The 15,386-nt window shown below is 41.0% G+C and carries 18 protein-coding genes; 8 read left to right on the forward strand and 10 right to left on the reverse strand.

Translation table 11 applies throughout. The annotated features are described in order from the left end of the window. The first annotated feature begins 60 nt into the window (after positions 1 to 60). Genes OFN98_RS00345 through OFN98_RS00360 form a run of 4 tightly spaced genes read left to right on the forward strand, consistent with a single transcriptional unit; the run spans position 61 to position 3,042 of the window. Positions 61 to 303, forward strand: a complete 243-nt coding sequence (locus OFN98_RS00345; RefSeq protein WP_270858271.1) for an HP0268 family nuclease — start codon at positions 61 to 63, stop codon at positions 301 to 303. Continuing rightward, complete coding sequence (gene miaB / locus OFN98_RS00350) at positions 300 to 1,595, forward strand: tRNA (N6-isopentenyl adenosine(37)-C2)-methylthiotransferase MiaB (protein WP_270876553.1); 1,296 nt, start codon at positions 300 to 302, stop codon at positions 1,593 to 1,595. Before OFN98_RS00345 ends, miaB begins: the two co-directional genes overlap by 4 nt. After that, positions 1,576 to 2,235, forward strand: a complete 660-nt coding sequence (locus tag OFN98_RS00355) for a lysophospholipid acyltransferase family protein (RefSeq protein ID WP_270870960.1) — start codon at positions 1,576 to 1,578, stop codon at positions 2,233 to 2,235. Before miaB ends, OFN98_RS00355 begins: the two co-directional genes overlap by 20 nt. Before the next feature lie 48 nt (positions 2,236 to 2,283). Next, positions 2,284 to 3,042 (forward strand): hypothetical protein, encoded by a 759-nt coding sequence (locus OFN98_RS00360; RefSeq protein WP_270876554.1) that lies wholly within the window; start codon positions 2,284 to 2,286, stop codon positions 3,040 to 3,042. Here the strand turns inward: OFN98_RS00360 and tilS are convergent. Genes tilS through panC form a run of 3 tightly spaced genes read right to left on the reverse strand, consistent with a single transcriptional unit; the run spans position 2,989 to position 6,163 of the window. Beyond that, positions 2,989 to 4,026, reverse strand: a complete 1,038-nt coding sequence (tilS, locus tag OFN98_RS00365; protein ID WP_270876555.1) for a tRNA lysidine(34) synthetase TilS — start codon at positions 4,024 to 4,026, stop codon at positions 2,989 to 2,991. The two genes, OFN98_RS00360 and tilS, sit on opposite strands and share 54 nt — an antisense overlap. A 2-nt stretch (positions 4,027 to 4,028) precedes the next feature. Then, complete coding sequence (gene rimO / locus OFN98_RS00370; RefSeq protein WP_270876556.1) at positions 4,029 to 5,339, reverse strand: 30S ribosomal protein S12 methylthiotransferase RimO; 1,311 nt, start codon at positions 5,337 to 5,339, stop codon at positions 4,029 to 4,031. A gap of 2 nt (positions 5,340 to 5,341) precedes the next feature. After that, entirely contained in the window at positions 5,342 to 6,163 is an 822-nt protein-coding gene (panC, locus tag OFN98_RS00375; RefSeq protein WP_270876557.1) for a pantoate--beta-alanine ligase, read from the reverse strand. Between the two features lie 125 nt (positions 6,164 to 6,288). On the opposite strand from panC, the gene prfB reads away from it, so the two are divergent. From prfB to OFN98_RS00395, 4 genes are all read left to right on the forward strand, one after another. Next, complete coding sequence (prfB, locus tag OFN98_RS00380; RefSeq protein ID WP_270865087.1) at positions 6,289 to 7,389, forward strand: peptide chain release factor 2; 1,101 nt, start codon at positions 6,289 to 6,291, stop codon at positions 7,387 to 7,389. A 21-nt stretch (positions 7,390 to 7,410) separates the two neighbouring features. Then, positions 7,411 to 7,731 carry a type II secretion system protein gene (locus OFN98_RS00385; RefSeq protein ID WP_270858261.1) on the forward strand — a complete coding sequence of 107 codons (321 nt, stop codon included), beginning with the start codon at positions 7,411 to 7,413 and terminating at the stop codon, positions 7,729 to 7,731. A gap of 9 nt (positions 7,732 to 7,740) precedes the next feature. After that, positions 7,741 to 8,178, forward strand: a complete 438-nt coding sequence (locus tag OFN98_RS00390) for a hypothetical protein (RefSeq protein ID WP_270862039.1) — start codon at positions 7,741 to 7,743, stop codon at positions 8,176 to 8,178. A gap of 132 nt (positions 8,179 to 8,310) precedes the next feature. Continuing rightward, on the forward strand, positions 8,311 to 8,856 hold the full coding sequence (locus OFN98_RS00395) for a hypothetical protein (protein ID WP_270874135.1): 546 nt from the start codon (positions 8,311 to 8,313) through the stop codon (positions 8,854 to 8,856). A 79-nt stretch (positions 8,857 to 8,935) separates the two neighbouring features. Here OFN98_RS00395 and OFN98_RS00400 read toward each other — a convergent pair whose 3' ends face one another. From OFN98_RS00400 to rpsP, 7 genes are all read right to left on the reverse strand, one after another. Continuing rightward, on the reverse strand, positions 8,936 to 10,156 hold the full coding sequence (locus OFN98_RS00400; RefSeq protein ID WP_270874134.1) for a 2-hydroxyacyl-CoA dehydratase: 1,221 nt from the start codon (positions 10,154 to 10,156) through the stop codon (positions 8,936 to 8,938). Positions 10,157 to 10,158: 2 nt separating this feature from the next. Next, positions 10,159 to 13,098 carry an acyl-CoA dehydratase activase gene (locus tag OFN98_RS00405; protein WP_270874133.1) on the reverse strand — a complete coding sequence of 980 codons (2,940 nt, stop codon included), beginning with the start codon at positions 13,096 to 13,098 and terminating at the stop codon, positions 10,159 to 10,161. A gap of 186 nt (positions 13,099 to 13,284) precedes the next feature. Next, positions 13,285 to 13,641, reverse strand: coding sequence for a 50S ribosomal protein L19 (gene rplS, locus OFN98_RS00410; RefSeq protein WP_270858256.1), 357 nt, complete (start codon positions 13,639 to 13,641; stop codon positions 13,285 to 13,287). A gap of 10 nt (positions 13,642 to 13,651) precedes the next feature. Continuing rightward, positions 13,652 to 14,341 (reverse strand): tRNA (guanosine(37)-N1)-methyltransferase TrmD, encoded by a 690-nt coding sequence (trmD, locus tag OFN98_RS00415; protein ID WP_270865974.1) that lies wholly within the window; start codon positions 14,339 to 14,341, stop codon positions 13,652 to 13,654. Further along, entirely contained in the window at positions 14,338 to 14,868 is a 531-nt protein-coding gene (rimM, locus tag OFN98_RS00420) for a ribosome maturation factor RimM (protein WP_270858254.1), read from the reverse strand. The genes trmD and rimM overlap by 4 nt, the downstream gene beginning before the upstream one ends. Next, positions 14,861 to 15,103, reverse strand: a complete 243-nt coding sequence (locus OFN98_RS00425; RefSeq protein ID WP_270858253.1) for a KH domain-containing protein — start codon at positions 15,101 to 15,103, stop codon at positions 14,861 to 14,863. Before OFN98_RS00425 ends, rimM begins: the two co-directional genes overlap by 8 nt. Before the next feature lie 2 nt (positions 15,104 to 15,105). Beyond that, positions 15,106 to 15,336, reverse strand: coding sequence for a 30S ribosomal protein S16 (rpsP, locus tag OFN98_RS00430; protein ID WP_270858252.1), 231 nt, complete (start codon positions 15,334 to 15,336; stop codon positions 15,106 to 15,108). Positions 15,337 to 15,386 lie beyond the last annotated feature (50 nt).

Genomic DNA, 15,386 nt, shown 5'->3' on the forward strand with positions numbered 1-15,386 from the left:
TATTATATTAATTTTGCTAAACTCATCAGTTTAAAATTTGAAATACGAAAGGATGAAGCAATGCAAGTAAAACTCGCTAGAACTAGCCTAGAAGCGAAGCCAAAGAGTGCAAAAGTCGAAGATTTGGAAGCTCAAATCGCAAAAAGTGGTCAAAAAATTTTCTATTTAGATAGAGAAAATTCGCATAAAGATATTATTGCGCTGATAGAATTTTTCGAAAAAAAGGGATTTTCGGTCTATCAAAGAAGCGTGTATTATGGTCTAAATGAAAACGAATATATGTATGAGGTGCATATAGTTTGAAAAAATTTCTCTACATACAAACCCTCGGTTGTGCGATGAATGTGCGTGATAGCGAGCACATCATCGCCGAACTAAAAAACCAAAATTACGAACTCACAAACGATATTAACATTGCTGATTTAATCCTTATTAATACCTGTTCGGTGCGTGAAAAGCCCGTGCATAAGCTTTTTAGTGAGATTGGCGCATTTGACAAAGTCCGCAAGGCTGGCTCAAAAATCGGAGTTTGCGGCTGCACTGCTAGCCACTTGGGCGCTGAAATTTTCAGGCGCGCTCCGTTCGTGGATTTCGTCCTAGGCGCACGAAATGTATCGAAAATCTCACAAGCTGTGCAAACGCCAAAATTTATTAGCACCGATATAAACTACGATGAGAGCGAGTTTGCCTTTGGCGAATTTCGGGGCAGTCCTTACAAATCATACATAAATATTATGATTGGTTGCGACAAAAAATGTTCGTATTGTATCGTGCCACAAACCAGAGGCGACGAGCTCTCAATCCCAGCAAAAATCATACTTGATGAGGCGCGCAGAAGTGCCCAGCGTGGGGCAAAAGAGATATTTTTGCTTGGTCAAAATGTCAATAACTATGGCAAAAGATTTTCCAACGCGCACGAAAAAATCGATTTTAGCGACCTTTTAGTAAGGCTAAGTGAGATTGAGGGGATTGAGAGGATTCGCTTTACGAGCCCGCACCCGCTTCACATGGACGATAAATTTTTAGAAGTTTTTAGCTCAAATTCTAAAATTTGCAAATCCATGCACATGCCGTTGCAAAGCGGTTCGACTAAGGTTTTGCGCGATATGAGGCGTGGATATAGCAAGGAGTGGTTTTTAGACCGCGCGCTAAAACTGCGAAATTTATGCCCGGAAGTCAGCATTAGCACCGATATCATCGTGGCTTATCCGACGGAGAGCGAGGCGGATTTCGCCGATACGATTGATGTGCTAAAACAGGTGAAATTTGAGCAGGTTTTTAGCTTTAAATTTAGCCCGCGTCCGCACACGCCAGCGCAGAATTTAGAGCTAATCGACGATAAAGTCGCAAGTGCGCGCCTTAGCTATTTGCAGGGTCTGCATAATGAAATTTTAGATGAGATTATGAGCGCGCAGGTAGGTAGAGGGCACGAGGTGTATTTCGAGGAACTGCGCGAAAACAATCAAGTAGCTGGCAGAAGTTTTTCGAATTTTTTGGTTTGCGTAAATGGTAGCGAGGAATTGCTTGGGCGCACGCTAAATGTAAAAATCGAAAAAGCCGCTAGAATGGCACTTTATGGAAAAGTTACCCTTTAAAAAACGCATTATCTTTTTTTGTGTAGAATATATTGGGACTTTTTTGATACGCTTGATTTATCTTACTTGTAGGGTTAAATTTAGCGATACAAAATTATCAGATGAAACTTGCGTGGTGGTGTTTTGGCACGGCAGACTTGCAATGATGCCTTTTGCCTATCTTCGCTACTGGAAACGGTATTATGGCGAAAAAAGAAAGGTGAAGGTTATCATCTCGGACCACAAAGACGGCGAGATTATCACGAGAGTGATTTCGCATTTTGGTATCGGCGCGATTAGAGGATCGAGCTCCAAAGGCGCAGTTAGGGCGCTAATGAACGCATTTAGCGAAATCAAAAACGGCGTAGATGTCATCATCACCCCAGATGGTCCCAGAGGCCCAAGACACAGCGTCGCAGACGGAGCTGTCACAATCGCGCAGAAAAAAAATCTCAAAATTTACGCGCTAAACTACGAAGCGAGCCGTTTTTGGGAGTTTAGAAGCTGGGATAAAATGGTCTTGCCAAAGCCCTTTTCGCGCATAAATTACAGCCTAAGCGAGCCACTAGATATCGCTGGACTAGGTCTTGAAGAGGCGAAAGAGAAAATAGCAAATTTGCTTTTTGCTCAGGCCGAAAAAGATAAAAATTTCGATTTTTAGTTTTGCATAAACGATTTTTGGTATAATTAGCATTTTTTAGGAGAAAAAATGGGACTTTTCAAGGCTAAATCTTTTCTAAGCGTGGCGCAAAATGATAGCGAGTGCGAATTTGTTTTTAGAAAACTTGGATTTAGTAAAAAAATCGTAGATGAAAAGACGCTCAAATTTAGCGTCGATGATGCAACTGATTTCGCGGCGCAAATGGCGGAATTTAGGCAAAGCATTGCCAAGAGTTTGCACGCAAATATACTAATCGACGACCCTGCTCAAAGGGTGATTTTTTCTAGCGAGCCTAAAAGGGCGGACGAGTGCTTTTATCAAAGTGTCGATAGCGATTTTACCGTGGAATTCCCGCGCAGTGCGACTACTAAAAGCGACGAGAAATTCGGCGCGAGCTTCAACTCTTATGAAAGCCTTTTTAAGGTGCTTTATTTTTTATACAAAAATCAGCATGAAATCGATAGTGTCGCGATGTTTGTGCTCAAATTTAACGACCGCGTGGCGTTTTTGGTGGCAAACAAAAAACGCGCCCTCTATGCCGATATGATTCTCATAGATGACGAAATAAAGGGCATGATGAGCGATAGCGATGAGCTATTTTATGAGATTTTAAATTTCCAAATTGATAATTTTTACCAGTCAAAAAACAGCGAGTTTTTGACAAATGTTTTCATTTACTCAGATGGCACGCTCAGCAATGAGATCGGCTATGTGATTTTTACACGAATCCATATCAAAACAAATCTTATCAACCTAAATTTCGCCGATTTTATCAACAAAATCGCTATGGTTGAGGCCAGAAATTAGCCCTTCGCACTCTGCTAAAATTTCGCTTCTAGCGAAAATATAGGGGCGAACAAGTGGTGGAATTTTTAAAATTCGGCATTTTTCTTTGAATTTTTTATCCATTTTAGCTTTCTCAAAAGGGGCGACGAAGTAGAATTTTTCGTTTTTGCAAACGCAAATTTTGCCAGAAAGGACGCAGTCTGTTTTTAAAATTTCTTTTCGTTGATTTTGACTTAAAACGACACCTAAAATTTTACACGCTTTATCTATTAAATTTAGGCTTTTTTGCGAATTTTCAAGCACAAAAAATTTATTTTTTTGATAGAGAAATTCGCCTAGCAAATTTTCCTTGTCGATTGATAAAAACTCAAAACTTTTGGCTAAATTTAAAGCGTATTTTTCTACGAATTTATCACTAAATTCAGCCCTTACGGCGTTTCGTTTAAATTTAGTGTTTTCGTTTGAAATATCGTTAAAAAATTTGATTTTATTTTCGCTTAAAAACTCTAAAATTTGCGTTTTGCTGACATTATAAAGTGGCCTCACGATAGCGTAATTTGTGCGATTTTCGATTTTTTCAAAGCCCAGCAGGTTTGCTAGACCCGCACCTCGTCCAAGTTGCATTAAAAACCACTCAAATTTATCGTTTAACTGGTGTGCCGTGATGAGATTTTCATAGCCAAATTTAGCGCAAATTTCATCAAAAAAATCGTAGCGAATTTTGCGCGCAGTGTTTTCGAAATCGCCTGAATTTTCTAAATTTAGCGGAGCAGTTTTGATATAAATTTTAACGCCAAATTTATCGCAAAGCTCTTTTGCTGAAATTGCTTCTAAATCGCTATTTTCGCGGGTTTTGTAATTCACAAAAGCGCAGTCGAATTTAACGCCCCAATTTAAAAGCGTATAAAAAAGCGCCGTGCTGTCGCTCCCATGCGAAAAAGCAAGTAAATTTTTCCTATCACGCAAAAAGTCCAAAATCTCATGGTCTATATTTAAAATTTGCATTTTTATTTAGCTTGTTTTGTAATTTTCCCTATGAGTTTCCCGCCCACGAATTCGCTAATCTCGCACTTATATAGCTGTCCGATTTGCAGATTTTCAATCTCGCTTTCGTTGATTAAAATCTCGCCGTCGATGTCTTTGTCCCAAAGAGCAAGTTTCGCGCCATAAAAAAACTCACCTTCACTGCTAATGCCCGTGATTTCCACGCTTTGCGTGGTGCCGACAAGCCCAGCGAAACTCTCACAAATCGCCTTATCCACGATTTTTTCGATTTTATTTAGCCGTTTTGTGATAACGCGAGTTGGAATTTGCTCCATATTAAAACTTGCCGTGTCTTCTTCTTTGGAGTAGGCAAAGGCTGAAATTCTATCAAATTTAAACTCGCTTAAAAACTCGCAAAGCTCGTTAAATTCGCTCTCGCTCTCGCCCGGGTGTCCGATTATCACGCCGGTTCGCAAAAACGAATTTGGAGCAGAGCGCATTAAATTTAGCAAATTTAAAATCTCGCTTTTGCCGTTTCCGCGCTTCATAATTTTTAGCATTTCGTCATTTATGTGCTGGATTGGCATATCGAAATAATTCACAAAAACGCTCGAATTTATGATAGTTTTAATCAAATTTTCGCTCGTCGTGGTCGGATAAAGATAAAGAATTCGCGCAAATTTAACGCCCTTAATCTTTTCGATGCGATTTATAAGCGCGATTAGCCCGTCTTTTTCGCCCCTATCTCGCCCGTAGCTGCTCGTATCTTGCGCGATAAAGCTAAAATCATAAAATCCCTGTGCGACCAAATCCCTGACTTCGGCTTCGATGTCATCTAAACTGCGACTTTTTAGTCGCCCTTTGAAGCTTGGAATCGCGCAAAAACTGCATTTTTGATTGCACCCTTCGGCGATTTTAATGTAAGCGTGAAAATTTGAGCCAGTGATTACCCTTTTTTGCGTGGTTTGCAAGTAAGTATTAGGCGAAAATAGATTTTGTTTTTTTAAAATCATCTCATCTATTTTATCGTAATCCCCGACACCGCTGAAAATATCGACTTCGGGAAGCTCACGCATAAGCTCGTCTTTATAACGCTCCATCAAACAGCCAGTTACAACCAAAACGCCGTTTTTTTTCTTAAATTCGGCGAGTTCTAGGATCGTGCGGATACTTTCTTGCTTCGCCGAAGCGATAAATCCGCAGGTATTTACTATCATGACATCGGCATTTTCGGGCTCGGAGACGATTTCGTAGTTTTGCAACCTACCTAGCATAATCTCGCTATCGACGAGATTTTTATTGCACCCAAGTGAGACTAAATAAAGTTTTGGCATTTTTACAACCAAATATTATCGATTAGGCGAGTTTTGCCAACTTTGGCAGCGACAAGGATAATGGTGTTTTTAGGCTCGATTTGGTCTAAAATTTCGAAATTTCTATTTACAAACGCGATATAATCGACCTCTAATGGCTCTAAAATCGAAAGCATTTTATCCTTTAAAATGCTCGTGCTAATCTCGCCTTTGGCGATTAGGTTGCTAGCGTTTAAGAGGGAGCGCGAAATTTTAAGCGCAAGCATTTTTTCCTCTTCGTCTAAATACGCATTGCGTGAGCTCAGAGCCAGCCCGTCGCTCTCTCTGACGATTTCGCATGGCACGATATTAATATCCATTAAAAAGCTTTTTACCATATTTTGCACGATAAAGAGCTGTTGGGCGTCTTTTTTACCCATATAGACATTGTTTGGGCGAATAATATTAAAAAATTTATTCAGCACCATACACACGCCGTCGAAGTGCCCTGGGCGGGTTTTGCCCTCTAAGATTTCAGAGGCTGGGCGCACCGCTATGATTGTTGGTTCATTATCAGTGTAAATTTCGCTAACTTCTGGGATAAACATAGCGTTTATGTCTAAATTTTCGCAAATTTTAATATCTGCTTCTTCGTTTTTTGGATATTTTTCGTAATCCTCGCCCGGTAAAAACTGCGTAGGATTTACGAAGGTCGATACGATTACGATGTCGTTTTCGTTTCTGGCTTGTTTGATTAGGCTTATGTGTCCGGCGTGCAAAGCCCCCATTGTAGGGACAAATCCCACATTACCACAGGCATTGGCACGAAATGCTCGTAACTCTTCTACTGTTCGAATAATTTGCATATTTACTTCCAAATTTTGAAATTTAAAGGGCGATTATAACTCAAAAAAATTAAAATTTAACTCTGGGTTAAAAGGGTTAAAAGCTTTAAGCTGTTATAATCTCGCAAAAAATTTAAAGGCAAAACTTGGATAATTACGAATATAGCGAACTTTTGAAAAACCTTGACATAAAAATCAATAATATTAGCTCGATTATCAAACCAGATGAAATTAGCGCGCGCTTAGAAGAAATTTCAAAAATCGAAGCGGACGAGAAATTTTGGAGTGATGTGAAGCTAGCAACTCAGATCGGACGCGAAAAGACCAAAATCAGCTCAGTGCTAGCTAAATTTAAAAAGGCAAATTCTGCGCTTGATGATGCGCGTGAAATTTACGAATTAGCCCTTAGCGAAAATGATGATGATACGATAAACGACCTTTTCGAGGGCGCAGGCAAGCTGGAAGAGGAAATTTCAAATTTAGAGTTAGCGATGATGCTCGGTGGCGATGACGATGACAAAAACGCGATTATCACTATCCACCCGGGAGCTGGTGGGACAGAGAGTTGCGACTGGGCGGGCATGCTGTATCGTATGTATAGCAGGTTTTGCGAGAGAGAGGGTTTTAAGGTAGAGGTTTTGGATTTCCAAGAGGGCGATGAAGCGGGGATTAAAGATGTAAGCTTTATCGTGCGTGGCGAAAATGCCTATGGATATTTAAAGGCCGAAAACGGAATCCACCGCCTAGTGCGAACCAGCCCATTTGATAGTGCAGGGCGTAGGCACACGAGCTTTTCAAGCGTCATGGTAAGCCCTGAGCTAAACGATGATATTGAGATAAATATCGAGGATAAGGATATTAAAATAGATGTTTTTCGCGCTAGCGGGGCAGGTGGTCAGCATATTAACAAAACAGAAAGCGCTGTTCGCATAACTCACTTAGCCACTGGGATTGTGGTGAATTGTCAAAACGATAGAAGCCAACACAAAAATAAAGAAACGGCAATGAAGGTGCTAAAATCGCGACTTTACGAGCTTGAACTTATGAAAAAACGAGAAGCAAGCGATAGTATCGAAAAAAGCGATATTGGCTGGGGACATCAGATTCGCTCTTATGTGCTTTTCCCGTATCAGCAGGTCAAGGACAACCGCTCAGGCGAGGCGTTTAGCCAGACTGATGCGATACTTGATGGCGATATAAAAAAGCTAATCGAGGGCGTTTTAATTTCGCAAGCAAACAAACAATAAATTTCATTAGAAAGGATTAATATGAGTGAAGAGGGAATTCTTCTAGCATTAGGTTATACTTCAAGCGAGGCGGTGATAGCGCAACTTCGCGGTATTTTGTCAAAATGTGATTTCACAGACACAGAGTTGGAGCACATCGTTACACTAAACGATAAGCTTAAAATTTATGATGCTTACATCGCTATGTCAAATACAAATCCGTATTTTAAAATCAAAAATGAGGCCGCTACAAAAGAGCGCAAAGAGGCTGTTGTAGATATGATCAAGGCTTGGTCGGATAAATTTAATATAGCCTTAGAAAAAGTGCCGAACAAAGACACTTACTATATCTTGGGCAGATAAGGATAGCTTATGAAAAATTTAATCGCTGTGATGATTGCAGGATTATTTTTAGCAGGTTGTGTCAGCAATGCACCAAAAAGCGCAGTAAGCGCGCCAAAGGCTGGAAAATACAGCTACAACGAGATCCAAGACGGAATCCGCCCTATGAATTTGCAAGGTAATGCTGTTCAAAGCGATGCTTGTAAGCAAGGAAATGGTCCGTTGTGTTTTAGTTTTGCTGAATCAATGTATGCCAAAGGCGATTTCGCCTCAGCTGCAAATGCCTATAACATGGCATGCACTGGCACGCAGAATTTCCCAGCTTGCATGAAATTAGCTGATATGTTTGAGCGCGGTCAAGGCGTCGAAAAAAATATTTTTAATGCGATTGATCTTTACCGTGTAACTTGTTATTATGGATACAAAAACGCTTGCGCAAATATGAGACGCTTGGGTTATAACGGCTAAATTTAGCCAAATTTGGGGCGAAATTTTAAAATTTATCAAATTTCGCCCTAGCTTTTAAATTTAAATTTCATAAACAAAAAATTTAATCACGCAAATGTAAAATTCGCTCCGATTTCATAAAGGAGATACAAAATGAAAATTTTAAAATTCGCAATTCTTGGCGCGATTGTCGGTCTGTTTTTCACAGGCTGTGCGCATACGAGAGCCTCAGGTAGCGTGGTGTATGATAGTGGAAGCCCGTATTATAGGGGGTATTACGAGAGCGATTATTACTACGATAGGGGTTATCGCCGTCGTCCTGTGATTTATGATAGACGCCCAGTTATCGTGGATAGGCGTCCTGTCGTGGTAGATAGACGCCCAGTCGTGGTTCGGGACAATCGCCACGGCCATATAAATACTCGCCCGCACACTCGCCCAGCTATCTCTTCGCACCCACACAATCACCGCCTGGGCAATAAATCAATCCGCCACGAGCGCGAAATCCGCAAAATTCATGGTAACAACGGCGAGCGCGAAATGACCTTGCGTCGGGCTAGAAGGGAAGCGGAAGTTATCAAAGCAAGCTCTCGTTACAAAGAAATCAAAAGGCGCGAACGCGAGGCTAGGGGGTTTGATAATGACAACGGCGAACGCCACAGAAGTGCGCACAGAGATATAAAACGCAGAACAAGATAGATGAAATTTGGCTAAATTCATTGAAATTTAGCCAAATTTGGCTGTTAAATTTAGCCAAATTCTCACGAAATTTTAAATTTTAAAATTCCCTATTTGCATTTGAAAGCATTAATTTTATGCGGTTTTCCTGATTTACTGCACTTGCGCCCGGGTCGTAGTCAATCGCGGCGATGTTGGCGTCTGGGTAGTTTTGCTTGATTTTGCGTATCATACCGCGCGCGATGATGTGATTTGGCAGACAGCCAAATGGCTGGGCGCAGACGACATTTTGCACACCTTGCTTCATAAACTCGACCATTTCAGCTGTGAGTAGCCACCCTTCGCCCATTTTCACGCCGTGGCTGATGTATCCCTCAGCGGCTGCGCGCACCTCTTTAAATGGCGTTGGCGGACGAAATCCGTGTTTTTTCATAGCGCGGATTAATTTTTTTTGGCAAAATTCTAAAATTTTTGCAACCCCAAGGCTACCCCAATACGCCGCACCACCCTTGCCATAGAGCTTTTTGTCATACACAGCATCATAAATGCAAGTCAGCACGAAATCCATTAGTCCGGTATTTACTGGCTCTGCGTTTTCTTTGATGAGGTAGGCGTTTAGGCCGTTGTTGCCGATAGGGGAGTATTTCAGATAGATTTCGCCCACGATACCAACTCTGATTTTTGGCTCGCTAGAACGCTCTATTTTGGCGAAATTTTGCAAGATATGGCTAAAATTTTTATTTAGTTTGAAAAATGACTTTTGATTTGTCAAATTTGCGATAAATTCGACCATTTTTTCGTAAATTTCGTTTGTTTGATTGGGAATTTTTTCGTATGGTTTGCACTGATTGTATAAATTCATCATCAAATCGCCGTAAAAAATCGCCACAAACAGCTTGATTAGCGCCATTTTGCTCAGCGCAAATCCATTTTCATCTAGCGAGCCAAAATTTAGCGAGATCACCGGCACATAGCCAAAACCGCTTTCGTTTAGGGCTTTGCGAAGCAAATTTATATAGTTGCTCGCCCTGCACCCGCCACCTGTTTGGCTTATCAGAAGTGCGACCTTGTGCGTGTCAAATTCGCCACTTTTTAGCGCGTCGATAAACTGCCCGATTACCAGCAGGGCAGGGTAGCACATATCGTTATGGACATTTCGCAAGCCCTCCTCGACGATGTTTGCGCGGTTGTCCCGTAAAAGCACGCTTTTATACCCCTCATCGGCCAAAACGCTTTTCATAAAGCGAAAATGCGGATCGATCATCGTAGGGATTAAAATCGTGTGAGTGCTTTTCATATCTTTTGTAAATTTCGCAAACATCATTAGCCTTTTTGTATAAATTGAGCTTTTTCGCGCTCTAACATTGTCGCTTTTAGCGAGCGTAGGCGGATTTTGACTGCGCCTAGATTTGTAACTTCGTCGATTTTAAGCTGAGTGTAAATTTTGCCATTTGCGCGTAGCAGATCGCGCACTTCATCGCCTGTAATCGCGTCTATCCCGCACCCAAAGCTTACAAGTTGCACGAGTTGCATTTTATGGTATTTGCAGATAAATCTAGCCGCGCTATACAGCCTGGCGTGGTATGTCCATTGATTTAGTGATTTGGTTTGAACCTGCATTAGTGGCAGGCTATCCTCGCTTAGCACGATAAATCCGAGAGAATTTAAGTAACGATCAATCCCGTGATTTACGCTTTTGTCGATATGATATGGTCTGCCAGCAAGCACGATTGCGCTCAAATTTTGCTCGCGGATTAAATTTAGGGTTTCTTCGCCTTTGATTAGAATAGTGTTTTTGTAGTTTTCTAACTCTTTTTTGCCCTGAAATACGGCGTTTTTGATGACATCAAGCTTAAATTTAAACCCTAAATTTGCTAGCTCTTTTCGCATAGTTTTGGCAAAAAATTCAGGCACATTTAGATCTAGGTGCGGGTATAAAAACGCCCGTTCGTCCAGCGCGCTGACATTTGCTTTGATTAGTTCTGGGTAGTATGCCACCACAGGGCAGTTGTAGCAGTTTTCGCTGATATTTTCGTCTAGGTTATAGCTCATGCACGGATAAAATATAAAATCGACATTTTGCGCTAGCAAGTCGTAGATGTGGCCATGCACGCTTTTGGCTGGGTAGCAGACTGTGTCGCTTGGTATGCTTTGATTGGCTAAAAACAGCGTCTCTTTGCGTGGTTTGCGAGATAGCACGACGCTCATGCCTAAATTTTCAAAAAACGCACTCCAAAACGGGATCATCTCATACATATTCAAAACAAGCGGAATTCCGACTTTTGGCGCGCCGTCTTTTGGGAGCTTTTTGTATTTTTTCAAAAGCTCATTTTTAAACTCGAATAAATTCGTAATATCGTTTCTGATAGCCTTACCTGCGCCTCTTTCGCATTTATTTCCAGTGATAAATTTCGAATTTTCAAAATGCGTGATTGTAAGCGGGCATTTGTTTGTGCAAAGCTTGCAGGTATCAAATTCACTTTTGTGCGTAAATATTGCTAGTTTTTCGCTCGTGATTAAATTTGAGCTCTCCGGTGCATTATCACGCGCAAAAAGCGCAGCCCCATACGCGCCCATAAGCTCGCTGATATCGAGCCTGATGACATTTTTGCCAAGCTCTTTTTCAAAGGCTCTTAGCACGGCATTGTTTAAAAATGTCCCGCCCTGAACCACGATATTTTGTCCCAAATCGTCGGAATTTCGCACGCGAATTACCTTGTAAATCGCGTTTTTAATCACGCTAATTGCAAGTCCTGCGCTGATATCTTCCACACTCGCGCCGTCTTTTTGGGCCTGTTTTACAGATGAGTTCATAAAGACCGTGCAACGGCTACCAAGCTTGGCTGGGTGCGAGGCGAAAAGCCCCATTTTGGCGAAATTTTTGATTTCATGACCTAGTGAATTCGAAAATGTTTGCAAAAACGACCCGCACCCTGAACTGCACGCCTCATTTAGCACGATAGAATCGATATTGCCGTCTTTTATCGAAAAGCATTTTATATCTTGTCCGCCGATATCGATGATGAAATCGACCTTGGGGTTGAAGTGGCGCGCCGCGCTGTAATGCGCGATAGTCTCAACTATGCCGTAATCAAAGCCAAATGCGGTTTTGATCAGCTCCTCGCCATATCCTGTAACGCCTGAGCTTTTGATTTTTATGCGCGAGCCACAAAGGGCGTAAATTTCGGCTAGTTTTTCTTGCAAGATATTTATCGGATCGCCCTTGTTTGATGAGTAAAATTTGTATAAAAGCTCGTAATTTTCGCCGATTAAAACGACCTTAATCGTCGTGCTGCCGCAATCCACGCCCAAATACGCATTCCCAGAGTATGAGGCGATGTCGGCTTTGGGGACGCTCGCTTTTTCGTGGCGGGCGATAAATTCGTCAAATTCGGCTTGTGAGTTAAAAAGTGGAGCTTCGGATTCTAATAACTCTTTGTTTGGGTTTTTTTGTAAAAGTTCTATGGTTTTGTCTAAATTTAGCGCAGTGCCTGTTTTTTGGGCATAAATCGCTGAGCCATACGCCACGAAAAACGGTCCGATATCAGGGAAGGTGGCGTTTTCGTCGTTTAAATTTAGCGCCTCTTTGAAGCGTTTTTGCAGGCCTTTTAAGAAAAATAGTGGTCCGCCTAGAAACAAAATATTGCCCTTAACCTCGCGCCCTTGGGCAAGGCCTGCGATTGTCTGCTCGACTACGGCCGCGTAAATGCTCGCACTTATGTCTTCTTTGCGCACGCCTTGATTTAAAAGAGGCTGAATATCGCTTTTGGCAAAAACACCGCACCGAGAGGCGATAGGGTAAATTTTGCTCGCGTTAAAGCTTAGTTTGTCTAGTTCTGCGATATCTAAATTTAGTAAATTTGTCATTTGATCGATAAACGCGCCAGTTCCGCCCGCGCACGAGCCGTTCATACGCTCCTCGACCCCGCCTGTGAGAAAAATAATTTTCGCGTCCTCACCACCTAGTTCGATGACGATATCGGTTTTAGGAAACATCTGCCTAACTCCTAGCGAAGTGGCATAAACCTCTTGGACAAAGGGAATTTCGCAGTTTTTGGCGATACCCATACCGGCTGAACCTGCAATGGAGAGGCTGAAATTTTCGTTTGGATATGTTTTTTGGATTTCTAAAATTCGTTGTAAAACTAGCTCTTTTGGTTTGGCTAAATGTCTTTGGTAGGTTTTTTCTAAAATTTCATTATTTTCATTTAAAATTACTGTTTTGACGGTCGTGGAACCAACATCAATGCCTAGATATATCATAATTCATCACTCTTGAAAATTTTATTGAAATTTTACAAAATTTATTAAAAAAATAAGCTATGTAAAATTTAAATTTCGTGATTTTATACATTGTTTTTAAACGAAAATAAAATAATGATAGATTTTATCTCATTAGCGAGATAAAATCCTATTTTGCGCAAATTTGCGCTGAATTTTGGGCTAAAATTATTTTCTAAGCTCTTTAATTTTAGCAGCTTTGCCTTGTCTGTTGCGTAGATAAAATAGTTTTGATCTGCGGACACGACCACGGCGTAATACTTCGATATTTTCGATACTTTCGCTGTAAATTGGGAAAATTCTCTCTACGCCAACGCTGTTAGCACCGATTTTGCGAATGATAAATGTCTCGCTTACGCCCTCGCCGCGTCTAGCGATACATACGCCCTCGAAATTTTGAACACGGCTTTTGTCGCCTTCTTTGATTCTGATAGCGACTTTTAGTGTATCGCCAGCACGAAAATCAGGCACAACTTTGTTTGCAATTTGAGCATCTTCAAATGCTTGAATATACTTGTTTTTCATAAAATGTCCTTTATTTTTTGGCGATTTTTCGGTACATATCCACCCGAAAGTACCTAGTTTTCATTAGCGCCATTTGATTTTTTAAACTGTGCATTTTAGCGTGATTACCCTTTAAAAACTCTGAAATTATAGATAAATTTTTAAAAATATCAGGTTTTGTGAAAGAGGGCGCCTCTAAAAGCCCATCTTCGAAGCTCTCTTCATCAAGCGAGGCAGTATTTCCCAAAACACCGGCTAAATTTCGGCTTATAGCGTCGCTCATACACAGCGCACCAAGCTCGCCACCAGTTAAGACAAAATCCCCTATGCAAAAAACCTCGCTGACATACTCTTCGATTATGCGCTCGTCGATTCCTTCGTATCTGCCACAAATAAAGCAAATTTCGCTCTGCCCAGCTAGGCGTTTTGCGTCGTTTTGGGTAAATTTTTTACCAACTGGGGTTAGGTAGATGATTTTTGCGTTTGGGGAAGTTTTTTTAAACTCATCAAGCGTCCTAGCTAGGGGCTCAGTGCCGATTAAAAGGCCTGCGCCTCCGCCTATCATATAATCATCGACCTTTTTGTATTTGTTGGTAGTAAATTCTCTGGGATTTAAAAAATTTAGCTCGATAATGCCCTTATCAACGGCTCGTTTTAAAATCGAGTCGCCAAAATATGGCTGGATTAAATTTGGAAAAAGGCTTACGAAGGTAAATTTCATGAATTTTCTAAAATCGCCTTAGCGTTTTTGGTTAAAATTTTGCGCTCATCAAGCGAAATTTGAACTACAAAATTATCTAGGTATGGCACAAAAAATGTGCTAGCAAGCCCCAAATTTACAAGCTCGCTCGCTGTTTTTACCTCGAAAAGATACGCGCTGCCACTCTCCATTATGTCGCTTACTTCGCCCAAAATTTCGCCATCTTCGCAAACGCTAAGCCCCAAAATATCAAAATAGAAAAATTCGCCTTTTTTTAGTGGGCAGTTTTTTCTAGTGTTTTCGATAGTTTGATAAAGGGTTTTATTTACTAAATTTTGGGCTAGTTCAATGCTCTCAAAACCCACGAATTTCACAGTGGAATTTGATTGTAAAAATGCAGAAATTTCCAAAACGGTGCCATCTTGTAAGTAAAATTTGGCACCTTTTTTAAATTGTTTTGGGAAATCACTTTTATCGTGAAGTCGCAATGCGCCTTTTAGGCCGACTGTTTTGCCGAGTTTAGCGACTTCGAGCAGGTTTTCAGGCATCTTTGGCTTTGACCGTGATTTTGTAGTTACTCGGATCCTTGGCCTTATAGCCCATGATGACCGTTTTTATGGCGTTAATCATTTTGCCGTCTTTGCCGATAAGTTTGCCAGTATCGGCCTTATCAGCGTAGATGATAATCTCTGTGAAATTATCGCCAGATTTTAGCTCGGTAGAAATCGAGTCTGGGTGATCTACGATTAGCTTTGCGTATTCTTTTATAAAGTTTTCAACCATGATTATTTGCTTGTGATTTGAGCAACTCTATCGCTTAGTTTAGCGCCTACGCTTTTCCAGTAAGCTAGTCTTTCGCTATCTACTTTGACATTGTTTTCGTCTTTTAGAGGGTTATAATAACCGATAGTCTCGATAAAACCGCCGTCGCGTCTTTTTCTGCTATCTGTTACAACTATACGATAAAAAGGTTTTTTCTTTCTACCTAATCTTGTTAGTCTAACAACTGTTGCCATTTTTTCTCCTTGAAATTTTTAAAGTTTTAGAACTTGTAAATGCCCAAAAT

Origin of the sequence: Campylobacter sp. JMF_15 NE4 (genome assembly GCF_027737645.1) — a bacterium.
In the GTDB taxonomy this organism is placed as follows: Bacteria; Campylobacterota; Campylobacteria; order Campylobacterales; family Campylobacteraceae; genus Campylobacter_B.